The sequence below is a fragment of the Caulobacter sp. GW821-FHT12F03 genome, assembly GCF_058806855.1.
On the sequence record NZ_JBXAQC010000005.1, the window covers coordinates 64,142 to 80,852 of the forward strand.

General features: G+C 69.2%; 15 protein-coding genes. 8 read left to right on the top strand and 7 right to left on the bottom strand.

What is annotated here, in order from left to right; genetic code table 11:
* Positions 1–102: 102 nt before the first annotated feature.
* Positions 103–2,220 carry a M3 family metallopeptidase gene (locus tag AC1RN0_RS13095; protein WP_492787887.1) on the bottom strand — a complete coding sequence of 706 codons (2,118 nt, stop codon included), beginning with the start codon at positions 2,218–2,220 and terminating at the stop codon, positions 103–105.
* Positions 2,221–2,341: 121 nt separating this feature from the next.
* On the opposite strand from AC1RN0_RS13095, the gene AC1RN0_RS13100 reads away from it, so the two are divergent.
* The 5 genes from AC1RN0_RS13100 (at position 2,342) to AC1RN0_RS13120 (ending at position 5,879) form a co-directional block, all read left to right on the top strand.
* Positions 2,342–3,193 (top strand): glutamate racemase, encoded by an 852-nt coding sequence (locus AC1RN0_RS13100; protein ID WP_492787888.1) that lies wholly within the window; start codon positions 2,342–2,344, stop codon positions 3,191–3,193.
* Between the two features lie 65 nt (positions 3,194–3,258).
* Positions 3,259–3,798 (top strand): SRPBCC family protein, encoded by a 540-nt coding sequence (locus AC1RN0_RS13105; RefSeq protein ID WP_492787889.1) that lies wholly within the window; start codon positions 3,259–3,261, stop codon positions 3,796–3,798.
* A gap of 215 nt (positions 3,799–4,013) precedes the next feature.
* A complete protein-coding gene (locus AC1RN0_RS13110) occupies positions 4,014–4,907 on the top strand; it encodes a hydrogen peroxide-inducible genes activator (RefSeq protein WP_492787890.1) in 894 nt (297 codons plus the stop codon).
* A 127-nt stretch (positions 4,908–5,034) separates the two neighbouring features.
* Complete coding sequence (locus AC1RN0_RS13115; RefSeq protein ID WP_492787891.1) at positions 5,035–5,592, top strand: PadR family transcriptional regulator; 558 nt, start codon at positions 5,035–5,037, stop codon at positions 5,590–5,592.
* A complete protein-coding gene (locus AC1RN0_RS13120; protein ID WP_492787892.1) occupies positions 5,592–5,879 on the top strand; it encodes a DUF2218 domain-containing protein in 288 nt (95 codons plus the stop codon). The genes AC1RN0_RS13115 and AC1RN0_RS13120 overlap by 1 nt, the downstream gene beginning before the upstream one ends.
* Positions 5,880–6,014: 135 nt before the next feature.
* Here AC1RN0_RS13120 and AC1RN0_RS13125 read toward each other — a convergent pair whose 3' ends face one another.
* The 3 genes from AC1RN0_RS13125 to AC1RN0_RS13135 form a co-directional block, all read right to left on the bottom strand.
* Positions 6,015–8,111, bottom strand: coding sequence for a prolyl oligopeptidase family serine peptidase (locus AC1RN0_RS13125; protein ID WP_492787893.1), 2,097 nt, complete (start codon positions 8,109–8,111; stop codon positions 6,015–6,017).
* 2 nt (positions 8,112–8,113) lie between these two features.
* Positions 8,114–10,207: a prolyl oligopeptidase family serine peptidase gene (locus AC1RN0_RS13130; RefSeq protein ID WP_492787894.1), complete on the bottom strand. Its 2,094-nt coding sequence runs from the start codon at positions 10,205–10,207 to the stop codon at positions 8,114–8,116.
* 107 nt (positions 10,208–10,314) lie between these two features.
* Positions 10,315–11,118, bottom strand: a complete 804-nt coding sequence (locus tag AC1RN0_RS13135) for a potassium channel family protein (RefSeq protein ID WP_492787895.1) — start codon at positions 11,116–11,118, stop codon at positions 10,315–10,317.
* Between the two features lie 50 nt (positions 11,119–11,168).
* On the opposite strand from AC1RN0_RS13135, the gene dapF reads away from it, so the two are divergent.
* Positions 11,169–11,999 carry a diaminopimelate epimerase gene (dapF, locus tag AC1RN0_RS13140; RefSeq protein WP_492787896.1) on the top strand — a complete coding sequence of 277 codons (831 nt, stop codon included), beginning with the start codon at positions 11,169–11,171 and terminating at the stop codon, positions 11,997–11,999.
* On the opposite strand, the gene AC1RN0_RS13145 is transcribed toward dapF, so the two are convergent.
* Positions 11,996–12,376 carry a VOC family protein gene (locus AC1RN0_RS13145; RefSeq protein ID WP_492787897.1) on the bottom strand — a complete coding sequence of 127 codons (381 nt, stop codon included), beginning with the start codon at positions 12,374–12,376 and terminating at the stop codon, positions 11,996–11,998. The genes dapF and AC1RN0_RS13145 overlap by 4 nt on opposite strands.
* 196 nt (positions 12,377–12,572) lie before the next feature.
* Here AC1RN0_RS13145 and AC1RN0_RS13150 point away from each other — a divergent pair, with 196 nt between their 5' ends.
* Together AC1RN0_RS13150 and AC1RN0_RS13155 are read left to right on the top strand one after the other, a co-directional pair.
* The gene (locus tag AC1RN0_RS13150) at positions 12,573–13,073 is read left to right on the top strand and encodes a hypothetical protein (RefSeq protein WP_492787898.1); all 501 of its coding nucleotides are present in this window, start codon (positions 12,573–12,575) and stop codon (positions 13,071–13,073) included.
* Positions 13,074–13,167: 94 nt separating this feature from the next.
* Positions 13,168–15,114 carry a hybrid sensor histidine kinase/response regulator gene (locus AC1RN0_RS13155; protein WP_492787899.1) on the top strand — a complete coding sequence of 649 codons (1,947 nt, stop codon included), beginning with the start codon at positions 13,168–13,170 and terminating at the stop codon, positions 15,112–15,114.
* Here the strand turns inward: AC1RN0_RS13155 and thpR are convergent.
* Positions 15,111–15,644 carry an RNA 2',3'-cyclic phosphodiesterase gene (gene thpR / locus AC1RN0_RS13160; RefSeq protein ID WP_492787900.1) on the bottom strand — a complete coding sequence of 178 codons (534 nt, stop codon included), beginning with the start codon at positions 15,642–15,644 and terminating at the stop codon, positions 15,111–15,113. The two genes, AC1RN0_RS13155 and thpR, sit on opposite strands and share 4 nt — an antisense overlap.
* Positions 15,641–16,693 carry an aldo/keto reductase gene (locus AC1RN0_RS13165; protein WP_492787901.1) on the bottom strand — a complete coding sequence of 351 codons (1,053 nt, stop codon included), beginning with the start codon at positions 16,691–16,693 and terminating at the stop codon, positions 15,641–15,643. Before AC1RN0_RS13165 ends, thpR begins: the two co-directional genes overlap by 4 nt.
* Positions 16,694–16,711: the final 18 nt, after the last annotated feature.

Consider the following 16,711-nt stretch of genomic DNA (forward strand, 5'->3'; position numbering starts at 1 on the left):
CTTCGAGACGCGGCTTTCGCCGCTCCTCAGGATGACGGACACCAAGATCCGTCATGGTGAGGAGCGCCCCCTCCCGGGGGCGCGTCTCGAACCCCGCAGGGTCTAGGCGACCGGGAAGCCCCGGTCGCGCATCAGGGCGCTGGTGTCGACGTCCCGGCCACGGAAGCGCCGGAAGGCCTCGCCCGCGTCGATGGTGTTGCCCACGCTCATGATGCTGTCGTGCAGGCGCTTGGCGACGGCCTTGTCGTAGAAGCCGCCCGGCGCCTCGGCGAACGCCTCGGCCGCGTCGGCGGTCAGGGTGTCGGCCCAGATGTAGTCATAGTAGCCGGCCGAATAGCCGTCGCCGGCGAAGATGTGCCCGAAGTGCGGCATGCGGTGACGCATGATCATCTCCTTCGGCATGCCGATCTCGGCCAGGGTGGCCTTCTCGAAGGCGCGCGGCTCGATCGGCGTGGCGCCGGCGAGGTGGGCCTTCATGTCGACCAGGGCGCTGGCCAGATACTCGACGGTGGCGAAGCCCTGACCGAACTTGCTGGCGCGTTCGATCTTGGCCACGAGTTCGGCGGGGATCGGCTTGCCGGTCTGGTAGTGCAGCGCGGAGCGGTTGAGCACTTCCTTGGTCGGCAGCCAGTGCTCGTTGAGCTGGCTGGGGAACTCGACGAAGTCGCGCGCCACGTTGGTGCCGGCCAGCGTCGGGTAGTGCACCGCCGAGTTCAGGCCGTGCAGGGCGTGGCCGAACTCGTGGAACAGCGTCGAGGCGTCGTCCCAGCTGATCAGCACCGGCTCGCCCGGCTTGCCCTTGATGAAGTTGCAGTTGTTGGAGACGATCGCCGTGACGTTGCCGACGAAGTTCTCCTGGGTCCGGTACTCGTTCATCCAGGCGCCCGACTGCTTGCCGGCGCGGGCGTAGGGGTCGAAGTACCACAGGCCGACGCGCTGGCCGCCGCGGGTCACTTCCCAGACGCGCACGTCGGGATGGACCACGGGCACGCCGCTGATCTGGGTGAACTTGAAGCCGTACAGCTGGCCGGCGGCCCAGTGCATGGCCTCGCGCATCTTCTCCAGCTGCAGGTAGGGCTTCACCTCGTTCTGGTCGAGGTCGTACTCGGCCAGGCGGACCTTCTCGAGGTAGTAGCGGTAGTCCCAGGCCTCGATGGTGATGCCCGCGCCCTCGGCGTCGGCCACCTTCTGCATCATCGCCACTTCCTCATGGACGCGGGCCACGGCCGGCTTCCAGACGCGCAGCATCAGGTCCATGGCCTTGTCCGGCGTGCCGGCCATCTGGTCGGCGGTGATCCAGTGGGCGTGGGTCTTGTAGCCGAGCAGGCCGGCCTTCTCGGCGCGCAGCTTGAGGATCTCGGTGATGATGCCGTTGTTGTCGTGGGCGTCGCCGTTGTCGCCGCGCATCATCCACATCCGCCAGCCCTTTTCGCGCAGGGGGCGGTTGCTGGAATAGGTGATGAAGGGCTCCATCGAGGAGCGGGTGTTGGTGATCAGCCACTTGCCCTTGAGGCCCTTTTCCTCGGCCGCGCTGGCGGCGTTGGCCTTGAGCGACTCCGGCAGGCCGGCCAGGTCGTCCGGGCCCAGCTCCAGGGTGTAGTTTTCCTCGTCGGCCAGCTCGTTCTGGCTGAAGGTCGTGTAGAGGGTCGCCAGCCGCTGGTTGATCGCGCCCAGACGGGTCTTGCTGGCGGCGCCCAGGGCCGCGCCCTGACGGGCGAAGTTCTGATAGTAGCGCCAGGCCAGCCGCTGCTGCTCGGGCGTCAGGCCGGCCGTTTCGCGCGTGGCGTAGACGGCCTTCACCCGGTCGAACAGGGCCTGGTTCTGGGTCACTTCATCGCCGTAACCGGCCAGCTTCGGCGAGAGTTCCTGCTCGACCGCCTGCATCGGCTTGTCGCTCATGGTCGAGGTGTAGACGCCCATGATCACGGCGGTGCGGGTCAGCTCGCGGCCGCTGTTCTCCATCGCCAGGATGGTGTTGGCGAAGTTCGGGGGCGCCGGATTGGCGACGATGGCGGCGATTTCCTTGCGGTTGATCGCGATGGCCTCGTCCAGCGCCGGGGCGAAGTCGGCGGTCTTGATCCGGTCGAACGGGGGGACGCCGCCGTGCGGGCCGGCGAACGGCGGCAGCAGCGGATTGCCCGTGGCGGCGAGCGCCTTGCCCGAGACGGAGGTCATGGCCGCGGCGGCCGCGGTGGTGGCGAGAAAGGTACGACGATGCACGGAGGGTTCTCCCGAAATCCGGTTTGCGGGGACCCTATCCTCCTTTTTGGCCGAACGTCACATGAACGGCCTGTAATGCGCCGCATGGACGCCTCGCGGGCGGGGCGGTAAAGGCCAGTTCATGTCCATTGGCGTCTTCGATTCCGGCGTGGGCGGCCTGTCCGTCCACCGTGCGCTCGTCGAGCGGTTCCCCGCGGCCGACTTCATCTATCTCGCCGACCAGGCCAACGCCCCCTATGGCGGGCGGCCCGGCGAGGAGATCGTCGATCTGACCCGGGCCGGCTGCATCCGGCTGTTCGACGAAGGCGCGAGCCTCGTCGTGCTGGCCTGCAACACGGCCTCGGCCATCGCCCTGCGCCGGCTGCAACAGACCTGGCTGCCAGGCTATCGCCGCGAGACGGGCCGGGCGCTGAACGTGCTCGGCATCATCGTCCCGACCATCGAGGCGGCCACGGGCCTGCCGTGGGAGCACGAGGCCGAGCGCCGCGGCGAACAGGTGACCAAGGTCGATGTGCTGGGCGTGTTTTCCACCCCGGGCACGGCCAGCAGCCGGGTGTTCGAGATCGAGATCGACAAGCGCAAGCAGGACCTGGCGGTGTTCTCCGAACCCTGCCCGAACCTCGCGCGAATGATTGAGGAGGGGGCGACCCACGAGGTGCTGGCCAAGGAAATCGCCGGCCACGTCGACGTGCTGCGCCGGCGCATCGGCCGCCACCCCGACCGCGCGGTGCTGGGCTGCACCCACTACGAAATCGTCGCGGACCTGTTCCGCGACGCCCTGCCGCCGGGCACGCCGCTGATCCACCAGCCCGGCGCCACGGCCGAGGCGCTCGGCCGCTACATGGAACGGCACCCGGAATACATCGCCGGCGGAACCGGCCTGCGCCGTTTCCTGACCACCGGGGCGCCGGGCCCGCAGAATGGCCTGGTGGCCACCTTCTGGGGCGAGCCGCTGGCGTTCGAGGCAGCCTGACCGCTTCGTAACTTGAGCGACCCGCGGTTTCCGGCCTAGCGTCGCCCTTCCGAGGGGGACCCGCCATGAAGCCTGTGTTGATCACGACCGCCGCCGCCGTCGCGCTGCTCGCCGCAGCGCCGGCCCACGCCGAGGTCAAGCAGACCTCGGCCGCCGGCTTCCGGCTGGAGAACCGCGCGACCATTGCCGCCGCGCCGGACAAGGTTTGGGCGGCGCTCGGCCAGATCGGCAAATGGTGGAACGGCGAGCACAGCTACAGCGGCGACAGCGCCAACATGACGATCGCCGTGACGCCGGGCGGCTGCTTCTGCGAGGCGCTGCCCAGGGGCGGCGGCGTGAAGCACGGCGAGGTGGTCATGGTCATGCCGGGCCAGGTCCTGCGCCTCGACGCGCCGCTGGGGCCCTTGCAGGGCGAGGGCGTCAGCGCCGCCCTGACCTTCACCCTCAAGGCCACCGCCGACGGCGGCACGGAGGTGGTCGAGACCTTCAACGTCGGCGGCGCCCGACCCGAGATCGTCGGCTACGCGGCCGGCATCGACGCCGTGGTCGGTGAGCAGCTGGGCCGGCTGAAGGCCTTTGTGGAAACGGGGAAGCCGAAGCCCTGACGACAGGAGCCGGGAGCTCCGCGTCCGGGGGAGGGACAAACGCGCGAAGCTCCCGACGACGCGGCCCTGGGGGGCAGGGGGCCGCGGTGTCATCGTGGGCCGGTCTTTCCGGATCCGGCCCGCGATCCCGTCTGCAGGGAGAGATAGGGCTGGACGCGACATAGGGCCAATTGATTGTTCTTTCCCGATCGATAGGGCGAGCCTATATTGCCGTCATGCTCCCCACCCTCCGTCAGCTGCAGTATCTCAAGCTCCTCTCGGACCACGGCTCGTTCAGCCGCGCGGCCGAGGCGGCCCATGTCACCCAGCCGACGCTGTCGGCCGGGATCGCCGAGCTGGAGAAGATCCTCGGCGCGCCGGTGGTCGACCGGGCCCGCTCCGGGGTGATCCTGACCGCCGCCGGCGAGGAGGCCGTGCGCCGCGCGCGGGTGATCCTCGAGCAGACCGACGATCTGGTCCAGGCCGCCCAGGGCGCCGGCCAGCCGCTGACCGGCCGGTTCCGGCTGGGCGTCATCCCGACGGTCGCGCCCTTCCTGCTGCCGCGCGCCCTGCCGGTGCTGCGGACCCAGTTCCCCAGGCTCAAGCTGTTCCTGCGCGAGGATCTGACCCACCGGCTGATCGCCGCGCTCAAGGCCGGCGCGCTGGACGCGGCCCTCATCGCCCTGCCCTATGACATGACCGGCCTCGCCTGGGCCCATGTCGAGGATGACGAGCTGCTGGCGGCCGCGCCGGACGGCCACCCGATCCTGACCCAGACGCGGGTCAATCCCGAGGACCTCGCACCCCGCGACCTGATCCTCCTCGAGGACGGCCACTGCCTGCGCGACCACGCCCTGGCCGCCTGCGGGCTTGAGCCGCCCAAGTCCACCGACGAGGAAACCTTCGCCGCCACCTCCCTGCCGACCCTGGTGCAGATGGTCGGCTCGGGTCTCGGCGTCTCCTTCCTGCCGGCGATGGCGGTCAACGCCGGCCTGACCGAGCACGTCGGCGTCACCACCCGCCCGCTGCAGGCCGACCACCCCAGCCGCGAGATCGTCGTCGCCTGGCGGGCGGGCAGCAGTCGCGCCAACGAAGGCCGGATGCTGGCGGAGGTGCTGCGCGGGGTGTGAGGTCGAACCGGACCGGGACCGCCATCACTCTCGCAGCCAGCTTTTTAGATACGATCTGATATATCGAACTTGACTATGGCTCGATCCGATATATCTAAGAGTCCGATATATCTAGAAAGGATCAGATATGCATCGCCATTTCGGCTTTCCCCACCACAAACACGAGCGCTTCGGCCGTCACGGCTTCGGCGGACACCATGGGCGCCACATGGGTCGCGGCGGCCGCTTCGGCCGGTTCTTCGACCAGGGCGACCTCAAGCTGGTCATCCTGCGGATGATCGCCGACCAGCCGCGTCACGGCTACGAGCTGATCAAGGAGATCGAGGAACGCGCCGGCGGGGCCTATTCGCCCAGCCCCGGCGTGGTCTATCCGACCCTGACCTGGCTTGAGGAAATGGGCTTCGTCACCGCCGCCGACGCGGCCGGGGGCCGCAAGCTCTACACCGTCACGCCCGAGGGCGAGGCGCACCTGCGCGCCACCGAAGGCCAGACGGCCGGCATCTTCGCCCGCATGGCCGAGGCGGCCGCCGCCAGCACCGCCTTCTCGCCGCAGATCCTGCGGGCGCGGGACAACCTGCGCAACGCGCTCAAGCTCAAGACCACGGGCGGCGCGCTGACGAAGGAACAGATCGAGGCGATCTGCGACGCCCTCGACGCCGCCGCGGCGGCCGTGGACCGGGCCTGATGCAGAGTCTCGCCACGGTTCCCACGGCCAACGCGGGGCGCTACCTCGGCCAGCTGTGCAAGCACTGGTCGCACCGGTTCGCGGTGGTCTTCGACAGGACAAGCGGCCGGATCGAGCTGCCGTCGGGCGTCTGCCTGCTGACGGCCGGTCCGGAGCGGCTGGGCGTTGTTCTCGAGGCGGCGGACGATACCGTTCTGACCCGGCTCGAGGATGTCGTCGCCGAGCACCTCAACCGGTTCGCCTTCCGCGAGGGCGAGCTGCCGTTCGCCTGGACGCGAACGGCGTAGCCTTTGGATCCTCCCCCTCCGGGGAAGGTGGATCGGCGCCAGCCGAGACGGAGGGGGTCCGCTCAAATCCCGGGGAACCCCCTCAGTCGGCCCGTTCGGGCCGACAGCTCCCCCGACGGGGGAGCATCTTCATTCTCAGTCCATCAGCCGCTGGCTGAGATAGGTGTACTCCAGCGCCACGCGCCGGGCCGTCTCGCCGAGGTTGGCGGCGGCCGAATGCCCGCCGTCGATGTTCTCGTAATAGAGGAAGCTGTAGCCCAGCGCCTCCAGACGGGCCCCGGCCTTGCGGGCGTGGGCCGGGTGCACCCGGTCGTCCTTGGTCGAGGTCTCGATGAACACCTGCGGATAGGGCTTGCCGGCCTTGAGGTTGCTGTAGGGGTCGTAGGCGGCGATCCAGGCGCGCTCGGCCGGGATCGCCGGGTCGCCGTACTCGCCGACCCAGGACGCGCCCGCGCCGATGTGGGTGTAGTTCAGCATGTCGAACAGCGGCACCTGGATGACCACGGCGTTGTACAGCTCGGGACGCTGCGTCAGGGCCACGCCCATCAGCAGGCCGCCGTTCGAGCCGCCCATGATCCCCAGATGGCGGGGCGAGGTGATCTTGCGCGCGATCAGGTCCTCGGACACGGCGAAGAAGTCGTCATAGGCCCGCTGGCGGTTGGACTTCAGCGCGGCCTCGTGCCAGGCCGGGCCGAACTCGCCGCCGCCGCGGATGTTGGCCACGACATAGACCCCGCCGCGCTCCAGCCACAGCTTGCCGACCGTGGCCGAATAGCCGGGCCGCTGCGACACCTGGAAGCCGCCGTAGGCGTATTGCAGGGTCGGGGCCGTGCCGTCGAACTTCAGGTCCTTCGGCCGCACGACGAAGTAGGGGATCTTCGTCCCGTCCTTCGAGGTCGCCCAGAACTGCTCGACCACATGCTTGCTGGCGTCGAACTTCGGCGGCAGGGACTTGAGCGTCTCCAGCCGGCCGCTGGCCGCGTCGGCCAGCCACAGGGTGCTGGGCGTCAGATAGCCGCTGACGGTGAAGAACACCTGGTCGTCACGGTCCGAGGCCGAGCCCACGGCGATGGTCACATTGGCCGGCAGGTCGAGAGCCCGGCTGGTCCAGGTCTTGTCGCCGGGGGTGAACACCAGCGCCTTGCCGGTGACGTTTTCCAGCAGGCCGACGATCAGCCGGTTGCGGCTGATGTTCACGTCCTCGATGGCCTGGGCCGATGTCGGCCGCAGGATCAGGGTCGCGCGGGCGGCGGCCGGATCAGCCTTGAAGGCGGCCAGGTCAAACGCGGCCAGATCGCCCTGCCTGAGGCCCTGGGCGGCCCAGTCCTCCTCGACGCTGAACACCAGCTTGCCGCCGACCAGGCCCTGGATCGAGCTCTTCAGCGGGAAGGGCAGGCGCACCGGGCCCTTGTCGGTCAGCAGGTAGGTCTCGCTCTCGAAGAAGCTGACCGCCCGCGAGATCATCACCGCCTGGACCACGCCGTCGGCGTCGCGCAGGACCATCGGCGAGACCGACACATCGTCGGCCGTGCCGCGGAACACCTCGGTGGCCGAAGCCAGCGGCGCGCCGCGCTTCCACATCTTCAGCACATAGGGATAGCTCGACTTTGTCATCGTGCCGGGGCCCCAGTCCCGGGCGATCAGCAGGGTGTCCTTGTCGAGCCAGGTGACGTTCTGCTTGCCGTCGGGGGCTTCGAAGCCGCCGGCGACGAAGGTCTTCGTCACGGTGTCGAATTCGCGCAGCGTCACCGCGTCCTTGCCGCCGTCCGACAGCTGGATGAGGCAGTAGCGATCATCGGGGGCCAGGCAGGTCGCGCCCTTGTAGACCCAGTTCTTGCCCTCGCTCGCGGCCAGGGCGTCGACGTCCAGCACCGTCTCCCAGGCCGGCTCGTCCTTGCGGAAGCTGTCCAGCGTCGTGCGCCGCCAGATGCCGCGCACATGGGTCGCGTCCTGCCAGAAGTTGCCCAGGGTCCCGTCGCCGCTGAAGCCGACGCCGGGGATGCGGTCCTTGGCGTTGACGATGTCCAGCGCCGCCTGGTGCAGGCCGGCGTAGCGGGCGTCGTTCTGCAGCACGGGCAGGGAGCGGGCGTTCTCGGCCCGGGCCCAGTCGAGCGCGCGGGTCCCCTCGATCTCCTCCATCCAGGTGAAGGGATCGTCGGGCGTCGGCGCGGGTGCGGCGGAGGCGGTGAAGGCGGCTGCGGTCATGGTCAGGGCCATCAAAAGGGTGCGCATGGTCAGTCCATCAACTGGCGGGTCAGGTAGGTGTAGTGCATCCCCCAGCGCCGGGCGTTGGCGGTGGGATCGGCCCCGTTGGCGTGACCGCCGTCGGTGTTCTCGTAATACAGATAGGGACTGCCCAGCTCGGCCAGCCGCGCGGCGAACTTGCGCGCGTGGCCGGGGTGGACGCGGTCATCCTTGGTCGAGGTGGTGATGTAGGCCAGCGGATACTTCACCCCGGGCCTGAGGGCCTGGAACGGCGAGTAGCGGGCGATCCAGGCGGCCTCCTCGGGAATGGTCGGGTCGCCGTACTCGCCGATCCAGGACGCGCCGGCCGGCAGCAGGTGATAGCGCATCATGTCCAGCAGCGGGCTCTCGACCACCACGGCGTTCCACAGGTCCGGCCGCTCGGTCATGGCCACGCCCATCAGCAGGCCGCCGTTGGACCGGCCATAGGCCCCGAGGCGCCGCGGCGAGGTCAGGCCGCGCCGGATCAGGTCCTCGGCCACGGCGAAATAGTCGTCATAGGCGCGCTGGCGGTTGGCCTTCAGCGCCGCCTCGTGCCAGGCCGGGCCGAACTCGCCGCCGCCGCGGATGTTGGCCACCACATACGTGCCGCCGCGCTCCAGCCACAGCTTGCCGACGATCGGGTCGTAGACCGGCAGCTTGCTCAGCTGGAAGCCGCCGTAGGCGTGCAGCAGGGTGGGGTTCGAGCCGTCGTGGCCGTGACCCTTCTTTGTGACGATGAAGTAGGGGATCTTCGTCCCGTCCTTCGAGGTCGCCTCGTGCTGCTCGACCATCAGGTTCGAGGCGTCGAACCGGGCGGGCAGGGCCTTGACCGTCTCGGCCGTCCCGGCGGCGGCGTCGGCCAGCTTCAGCGCGGTCGGCGTGATGAAGCCCTCGACGGAATAGAAGACCTGGTCGCCCTCGTCGCTGACATCGACCAGATGGACGGACGCGTTGGGCAGGCCCGCCAGTTCGGTCTGGGTCCAGCTCTGCTCGCCGTTGCTCCGGAAGGCGATGACCTTGCCGCGCACGTTGTCATAGACCGTGGCGAGCACGCGGTTGGCGGTCACCGCGACCTCGTCGACAGACTGGCGGGGCCCGGGGGCGAAGATCAGGTGATTCCGGGTGGAGACGACGACCTGCTCCATGTCCGGCGGAAGCAGCTCCGCCGGAAGGCTGACCAGCAGCGAGCCGGCCTTGTAGGTCTTCCAGTCTTCCTCGGCCTTGAACACCAGCATGCCGTCGAGCAGGCCGTAGACGCTGACCCGCTCGGGCAGGCCCAGCCGCTTCACGCCCTGCGGCGTAAGAAGGCTGATCTGGCTGTGGAAGAAGTCCACGCCCCGTTCGATCAGCACCACCTGCTTGCCCTGGCCGTCGCGCAGCACGCGGGGCGTGGCGCTGACGTCCTTCACATCGCCGCGGAACACCTCGATGGCCTGGTCCAGCGTCTGGCCGCGCTTCAGCGTCTTGACCACGAAGCCGTAGCCGGACTCGGTGGTCGTGCCGGGGCCCCAGTCGCGGGTGAGGATGACGGTGTCGGCATCCAGCCAGGCGACGGTCTGCTTGCTCTCGGGCAGGCGGAAGCCGCCGTCGACGAAGGTCTTCGTCTTCAGGTCGAATTCGCGGATCTCGACGGCGTCCTTGCCGCCGTTGCTGAGCTCGACCAGGCAGCGGTCATGCGTCACCGGGCGACAGTCGGCGCCCTTCCAGATCCAGTTGGCGTGTTCGGCCGTGGCCAGGGCGTCGAGATCGAGCACCGTCTCCCATTGCGGGTCGGCCGTGCGGTAGCTGGCCAGCGAGGTCCGCCGCCAGATCCCGCGGACGTGGGTGGCGTCCTGCCAGAAGTTGAACACCTGGTCGCCGACGAACGCCGGCGTGGCGATGCGGTCCTTCGCCGACAGAATCTTCAGCGCCTCGGCCTGCAGCGGCGCGAACCGGGCGTCGCCGGTCAGCACGGGCAGGGTCTTCGCGTTCTCCGCCTTGACCCAGTCCATCGACCGGGCGCTGTCGACCTGTTCGAGCCATTCGAATGGCGTCTCGGTCGCGGCCAGAACGGGCGCGGCGACCAGCACGGCGGCCGCCGCGAGAAGGGCAGAAAATTTCATCGGAGACCCCGGCGAAGACACAGGGCGGCGAGCATAGGTTGACGCGGGGGTCAGGCAACCCCCGGGGACATTACAGGTCTGTAAGAACTCAGGGGCCGCCGACGAACCTAGGCTCCGTCATCGGGGATATTGAGGATCTTTCCGCAGGCCTTGCAGTGGACCGCATCCGGATCGTGTCGCCGCAGGCCGCAAGCGGGGCAGGGAAACAGCACCTTATGCGGCCGCACGAGCAACTGCATCAGGCGGATGAACAGCGACACGCCCACCAGCATCACGAAGATCGACAGCAGCCGGCCCCAGACCCCAGGCAGGATGATGTCGCCATAGCCAGTCGTGGTCAGGCTGGTGACGGTGAAATAGAGGGCGTCCACCCAGCCGCCGATGCCTTCGTAGCGGCCGATGAAACTGGTGTAGACGAACCCGGTGACCACGAAGACGAAGGTTGTCAGCCGGGTTCCGGCCTTGACGATTTCCTCGATGCGGGTGTCGTCAAAGCGACGTCCCACCGTGCGCCAGAAGAACTCGCTGTCGACCAGGGTCCAGAGCCGCAACACCCTCAGGAAGCCGAGATTGGCCAGCCACGCCGGCGCCAGCAGGGTGACCAGCACGAACAGGTCGACCCAGACGATCGGCCGGCGGATGAAGCTCTTCAGGTTCGGCCAGGCCAGGGCGCGGGCGGTCACGTCGAGCGCGAGGAAGGCCGCGATGGCATAGTCGACCACGTAGAACAGGCCGCCGTTGTCGCGCAGGATCGGAGCGGCGATGAAGAAGGCGATGACCGCCAGATCGAGGACAATGACGCCGAGCCGGAACCGCACGGCTGCCGGCGACGCGCCATGGTAAAGGCCGCGCAGCCGGACGCGCAGCCAGTGCAATCGTGTCGGGAGTCCCGGATTGTCCCGTTCAGCCATTCCCGCTCTTAGCCTCTGACGCCAGCGTCGACGTAGCCTATATTGGCGGGATGACCCGCCCCTTTCTCAAGATGAACGGCCTTGGCAACGACTTCGTCGTGGTCGAGGCGCGGGACGAGCCCTTCCGGCCGACGCCGGACGAGGCGCGGGCCATCGCCGACCGCGAGACCGGCATCGGCTGCGACCAGCTGATCGCCATCGAGCCGACGACCCGCGCCGACGCCTTCATGCGCATCTGGAACGCCGACGGCGGCGAGGTCGACGCCTGCGGCAACGCCACCCGCTGCGTGGCCTGGCTGATGATGGAAGCGACCGGCCGGGACGCCGTGGTCATCGAGACCGGCGCCGGCCTGCTGGCCGCCACCCGCGCCGGAGGCGAACGGCGCGTCTCGGTCGACATGGGCCCGCCGGAGCTGCGCTGGGACCACATCCCGCTGGCCGAGGAGATGGACACCAGGGGCATCGAGCTGCAGGTCGGACCGATCGACGCCCCGCACCTGCACACGCCGGGCTCGGTCAGCATGGGCAATCCGCATGTGGTGTTCTTCGTCGACGAGGAGCCGAGCGACGCCCTGGTCAAGGGCTCCGGCAGCCTGATCGAGCACCACCCGATGTTCCCCGAGGGGGTCAACGTCGGCTTCGCCTACGTGAAGGCCCCCGATCGCATCCGCCTGCGGGTGTGGGAGCGCGGCGCCGGGCTGACCAGGGCCTGCGGCACCGGCGCCTGCGCCGCCCTCGTCGCCTGCGCCCGCCGCGGCCTGACTGGCCGTTCCGCCACCATCGAGATGGACGGCGGCGAACTGCACATCGAGTGGCGCGAGTCCGACGGCCACGTGATCATGACCGGCCCCGTGGCGCTGGAATTCACCGGCCGGCTCTAGGCCTTGCTGAAGGTGAACCCGCAGAGCTTGTTGCCGTCGAGATCGCGGAAATAGGCGAACCACGACCCGCCCATCCGCTCGCCGGGCGGGCCCTCGCAGGTTCCGCCCAGTGCAAGCGCCCTGGCGTGAAACGCGGTCACCTCCTCGCGGCTGTCGAAGCTGAAGCCGCCCATTGCGCCATTGCCGACGCTGGCCGCGCCGCCGTCATAGGGGCCGAGCACCCCGAACAGGCAGCCATCCTTGCCGCGATAGAGCCGGCCGCCGCTGGGGTGCTCGAACACGCCCCGCATGCCGATCGATCCCAGCAGGGCGTCATAGAAGCCCTTTGCGGCTTCCAGGTCGTTGGATCCGACGGTGATGTAGCTGACGCTGGCCATGGCTCCGCACCCACGTTAGTTTTTAAAAGAAATGTACCAATATCACGAACCGCGACGTTGGGAAGCCGTCGCGGATCGCAGTGACCCGATCTGAGGAAACCGCCGTTCCGCGACGCCCGGGGCCGGGCTAGGCTCGGATCGACCTGACCGGCGGCCGAACCCGGCCGCGCCGTCGAACCCTTCCGCGGAGACTGTCATGCGCCCGTTCGCCGTTCTCGCCGCCAGCGCGGCCCTGGCCTTCGCCCTGCCGATGGGAGCTCCGACCCCCGCCGTGGCCCAGAGCGCGGCGGTCAGCGCCACCTGCAACACGCTCTACACCGCCTCGACGGCGGTCCTCGGGACCTCCGCCACCGTCGGTCCGGCCAGCGTCGGCTATCCGGGCATGGCCAATGTCCAGGGCTGCCAGATCGGTTTTTCCGGGGACGGCACGCAATACGGGACCAGCTTCCAGGCCGTCGCCGGCAAGCTCGACGCGATGCTGCTCGGCGCCGGCTGGACCCGCGACCCGGGCGCCGACGCCGACGGCCCGACCGGCACGGCGGCCGGTTACAAGAAGGACGGCCAGCTGGTCGCCGTCAGCGTCAGTTACGACACGCCGGCCGGCGTCTGTAACGCCGACAGGCCCAGCGCCAGCTGTCACCCCACGGCGGCGCAGATGCTCTACACCATCACCCTGAGCGTCATGGCCGGCGGCTGACGCGCCGCCGCGCGCGCGGATCCTCCCCGGGCCGGGAACCAACGCCCCCCGACCATCGTTCCCACCGAGGTGGGCTTGGGGGCCATCCCGCGTGATGACGGACAAGAACGAATTGGCGGCGAATCCGGGCCAGGACCGGCACCGACTGCTGATCGACGCGATCTCCGACTATGCGATCTACATGATTGATCGCGACGGCCGCGTCATCAGCTGGAACACAGGCGCGCAGCGCTTCAAGGGCTATACCGCCGAGGAAATCATCGGCAGCCACTTCTCGCAGTTCTATACCGCCGAGGATCTGGCCACCGGCCTGCCGGCCCGCGCGTTGTCGATCGCCGAACACGAAGGCCGGTTCGAGCAGGAGGGCTGGCGCGTCCGCAAGGACGGCGGCCGCTTCTGGGCCCATGTGATCATCGACCCGGTGGTGACGCCGGAGGGCGAACTCGTCGGCTTCGCCAAGATCACCCGTGACCTGACCGAGCGAAAGGTCGCCCAGGACGCCCTCCGCCGCAGCGAGGAGCAGTTCCGTCTGCTGGTCCAGGGCGTCACCGACTACGCCATCTTCATGCTCGACAGCGAGGGGCGGGTGTCGAGCTGGAATGTCGGCGCCGAGCGGATCAAGGGCTACCGACCCGAGGAGATCATCGGCGCGCATTTCTCGCGATTCTACACCGAGCAGGACCGCGCCGCCGGAGACCCACAGACCGCGCTGCGGATCGCGGCGGCTGACGGCCGGTTCGAGAAGGAAGGCTGGCGCATCCGCAAGGACGGCAGCCGCTTCTGGGCCCATGTCGTCATCGACGCCATCCGTGACGACGGCGGCGAGGTGATCGGGTTCGCCAAGGTGACCCGCGACATCACCGAGCGGATGCAGACGCAGCGGGCGCTCGACGAGGCGCGCGAGGCGCTGTTCCAGGCGCAGAAGATGGACGCCATCGGCCAGCTCACCGGCGGCGTGGCGCACGATTTCAACAACCTGCTGATGGCGGTGATGGGCAGCCTGGAGCTGATCCGCAAACGCCTGCCGCCGGATCCCCGCATCACGCCGCTGCTGGACAACGCCCTGCAGGGGGCCCAGCGCGGGGCGGTGCTGACCCAGCGCATGCTGGCCTTCGCCCGGAAGCAGGAACTCCATCTTGAGGCGGTCGACGTTCCGGCGCTGGTCCGGGGCATGACGGACTTCATGAGCCGCGCCATCGGGCCCGGCGTCGACATTCGCACGCGCTTCCCGCTGGCCCTGCCGCGGGTGCGGACCGACCCCTACCAGCTGGAGACGGCGCTGCTGAACCTGGCGGTGAACGCCCGCGACGCCATGCCGGGCGGCGGGGTGCTGACCATCAGCGCCAGCGCCGAACTGGTCGGCGGCGGCCATCCGACGTTGCATCCGGGCGAGTATCTCCGCCTCAGTCTCGCCGACACCGGCGAAGGCATGGACGCGTCGACCGTGGCGCGGGCCATGGAACCCTTCTTCACCACCAAGGGGGTCGGCAAGGGCACCGGCCTTGGCCTGTCGATGGTGCACGGCCTTGCGGCGCAGTCGGGCGGACGGCTGGCGATCGCCAGCGCGCCCGGCGAGGGAACGACCATTGATCTCTGGTTGCCCGTGGCGCTCCGGGGCGATGAAACGGCCGCGCCCGACAAGGCCGCCGCCGGCGTGACGACGCCGCACGATACCAAGCAGGTGATCCTCGCCGTCGACGACGACGATCTGGTGCTGATGAACACCATCGCCATGCTCGAGGACCTCGGCCACACGGTGATCGGCGCGACGTCCGGGCGGCAGGCGCTCGAGACGCTGGCGGGCGATGCCGGGATCGACCTCGTCATCACAGACCAGATCATGCCCTCGATGACCGGCGCGCAGCTGGCCGAGCGGATCGCCGGCGCCCGGCCGGGCCTGCCGGTGATCATCGCCACCGGCTACGCCGACCTGCCGCCCGGCGTCGGTCTCGGCCTGCCCCGGCTGTCCAAGCCCTTCACCCAGGCCGAACTCGCCGACTCCGTCCGCGCCGCGGCCTGTCGCAAAGGACCCGGCGCCTAGAGCCGGTAGTCGCGCTCCAGGACGTAGCGCGAGCCCTCGCTGGTCTGGTGCGTGGAATAAAGGCCGAACCGGTCGACGGCGAAGGCCGGCGACCTGAGAAGGCTGTTGGCCTCGATCCAGGCCGCGACGTCGGCCGGGTCGGGCCGGCGCAGATAGGCCAGGGTCACGTGCGGCCACCAGGCGCGGTTATCGGGCGCCATCCTCGCCCGCCGCGCGGCCGTCTCACAGCGTCCGGCAAGCGTCCGCAGCGGAGGGTTTTCGGCCACGCCGGCCCAGACCGCGTGGATGTCGGGGCCCTCGCCGAAGGCGCCGACGCCGTCGAGGGTCAGTCCGATCGGCGGCGCGGTGATCCGCGACAGCTCCAGGTCGAGGTCCTCGGCCACCCGCTCCTGCACGTCGCCGAAGAACCGCAGGGTGATGTGCAGCGCCTCCAGCGGCCGCCATCGTGCGCCCGGCAGGCCGTGCTGCCGCCGCAGCAGCGGCGCGCCGATGTCGTCCGGAACAGCGATGGCGGCGAACAGGCGGATCATGGACAGGGATTGGGCCGTCGCACGTGGATCGCGTCAACCGCCTGATCGAGCTCGTCGGTCCAGGTCAGGTCGAAGGCGTCGATGTCGGTCTTCAGCTGCTCCATCGAGGTCGCGCCGATGATCGTCGCCGTGACGAACGGGCGGCTGTCGCAGAACTTCAGCGCCAGTTGCGTCGGGGCCCAGCCGAAGGCCTGCGCCAGGGCGACATAGGCGCGCACGGCCTCCTCGGCGCCCGGGCCCTCATACCGCTGCATGCGGTTGTAGAGGGTCTTGCGCGCGCCGGCGGGCAGGGCGCCGTCGAGGTACTTTCCGGTCAGCACGCCCTGGCCGAGCGGCGAATAGGCCAGCAGCCCGACATCCTCCCGCATGGCGATTTCGGCGAGGCCGAACTCAAACACCCGGTTGGCCAGGTGATAGGCGTTCTGGATCGACGCGATGCGCGGCAGGCCGCGCTGGTTCGACTCCTTGAGGAACCGCATCACGCCCCAGGGAAACTCGTTGGACACGCCGATGTGGCGGATGCGGCCGGCCCGCACATGTACTTCCAGCGCCTCGAGGATGGTCTGGAAGGACTCGTAGTCCTGCTCGTAGTCCTTGAAGGTCATGCCGCCGAAGGTGCGGATCGGCCGGTCGGGCCAGTGCAGCTGGTAGAGGTCGAGGTAGTCGGTCTGCAGCCGCTTCAGCGAGCCGGCCACGGCCTCGTCGATCTGGGCCCGGGTCTGGCGCGGCGAGGCGCCGTCGGCCCGCAGCCAGCTCATGCCGCCGAAGGCCGCGCCGCGACCGGCGACCTTGGAGGCCAGCACGATCTGGTCGCGCTTGCCGCTCTTCGCCAGCCAGGTTCCGATGTAGCGCTCGGTGGAGCCCTGGGTCTCCGGGTTCGGCGGCGAGGCGTACATCTCCGCCGTGTCCCAGAAATTGACCCCGCGCTCGAGCGCGTAGTCCATCTGGGCGTGGGCCTCTGCCTCGGTGTTCTGCGATCCCCAGGTCATGGTGCCCAGGCACACGCGACTGACGTCGAGGCCGGTCCGGCCCAGTTTCGAATATTGCATCGGTCCCCAGCGGTAGGT

Coding starts and splice junctions, on each gene's coding strand:
- AC1RN0_RS13100 (WP_492787888.1), top strand. CDS start 2,342: ATGTCCATTGGCGTCTTCGATTCCGGCGTGGGCGGCCTGTCCGTCCAC.
- AC1RN0_RS13105 (WP_492787889.1), top strand. CDS start 3,259: ATGAAGCCTGTGTTGATCACGACCGCCGCCGCCGTCGCGCTGCTCGCC.
- AC1RN0_RS13110 (WP_492787890.1), top strand. CDS start 4,014: ATGCTCCCCACCCTCCGTCAGCTGCAGTATCTCAAGCTCCTCTCGGAC.
- AC1RN0_RS13115 (WP_492787891.1), top strand. CDS start 5,035: ATGCATCGCCATTTCGGCTTTCCCCACCACAAACACGAGCGCTTCGGC.
- AC1RN0_RS13120 (WP_492787892.1), top strand. CDS start 5,592: ATGCAGAGTCTCGCCACGGTTCCCACGGCCAACGCGGGGCGCTACCTC.
- AC1RN0_RS13125 (WP_492787893.1), bottom strand. CDS start 8,111: ATGCGCACCCTTTTGATGGCCCTGACCATGACCGCAGCCGCCTTCACC.
- AC1RN0_RS13130 (WP_492787894.1), bottom strand. CDS start 10,207: ATGAAATTTTCTGCCCTTCTCGCGGCGGCCGCCGTGCTGGTCGCCGCG.
- AC1RN0_RS13135 (WP_492787895.1), bottom strand. CDS start 11,118: ATGGCTGAACGGGACAATCCGGGACTCCCGACACGATTGCACTGGCTG.
- dapF (WP_492787896.1), top strand. CDS start 11,169: ATGACCCGCCCCTTTCTCAAGATGAACGGCCTTGGCAACGACTTCGTC.
- AC1RN0_RS13145 (WP_492787897.1), bottom strand. CDS start 12,376: ATGGCCAGCGTCAGCTACATCACCGTCGGATCCAACGACCTGGAAGCC.
- AC1RN0_RS13150 (WP_492787898.1), top strand. CDS start 12,573: ATGCGCCCGTTCGCCGTTCTCGCCGCCAGCGCGGCCCTGGCCTTCGCC.
- AC1RN0_RS13155 (WP_492787899.1), top strand. CDS start 13,168: ATGACGGACAAGAACGAATTGGCGGCGAATCCGGGCCAGGACCGGCAC.
- thpR (WP_492787900.1), bottom strand. CDS start 15,644: ATGATCCGCCTGTTCGCCGCCATCGCTGTTCCGGACGACATCGGCGCG.
- AC1RN0_RS13165 (WP_492787901.1), bottom strand. CDS start 16,693: ATGCAATATTCGAAACTGGGCCGGACCGGCCTCGACGTCAGTCGCGTG.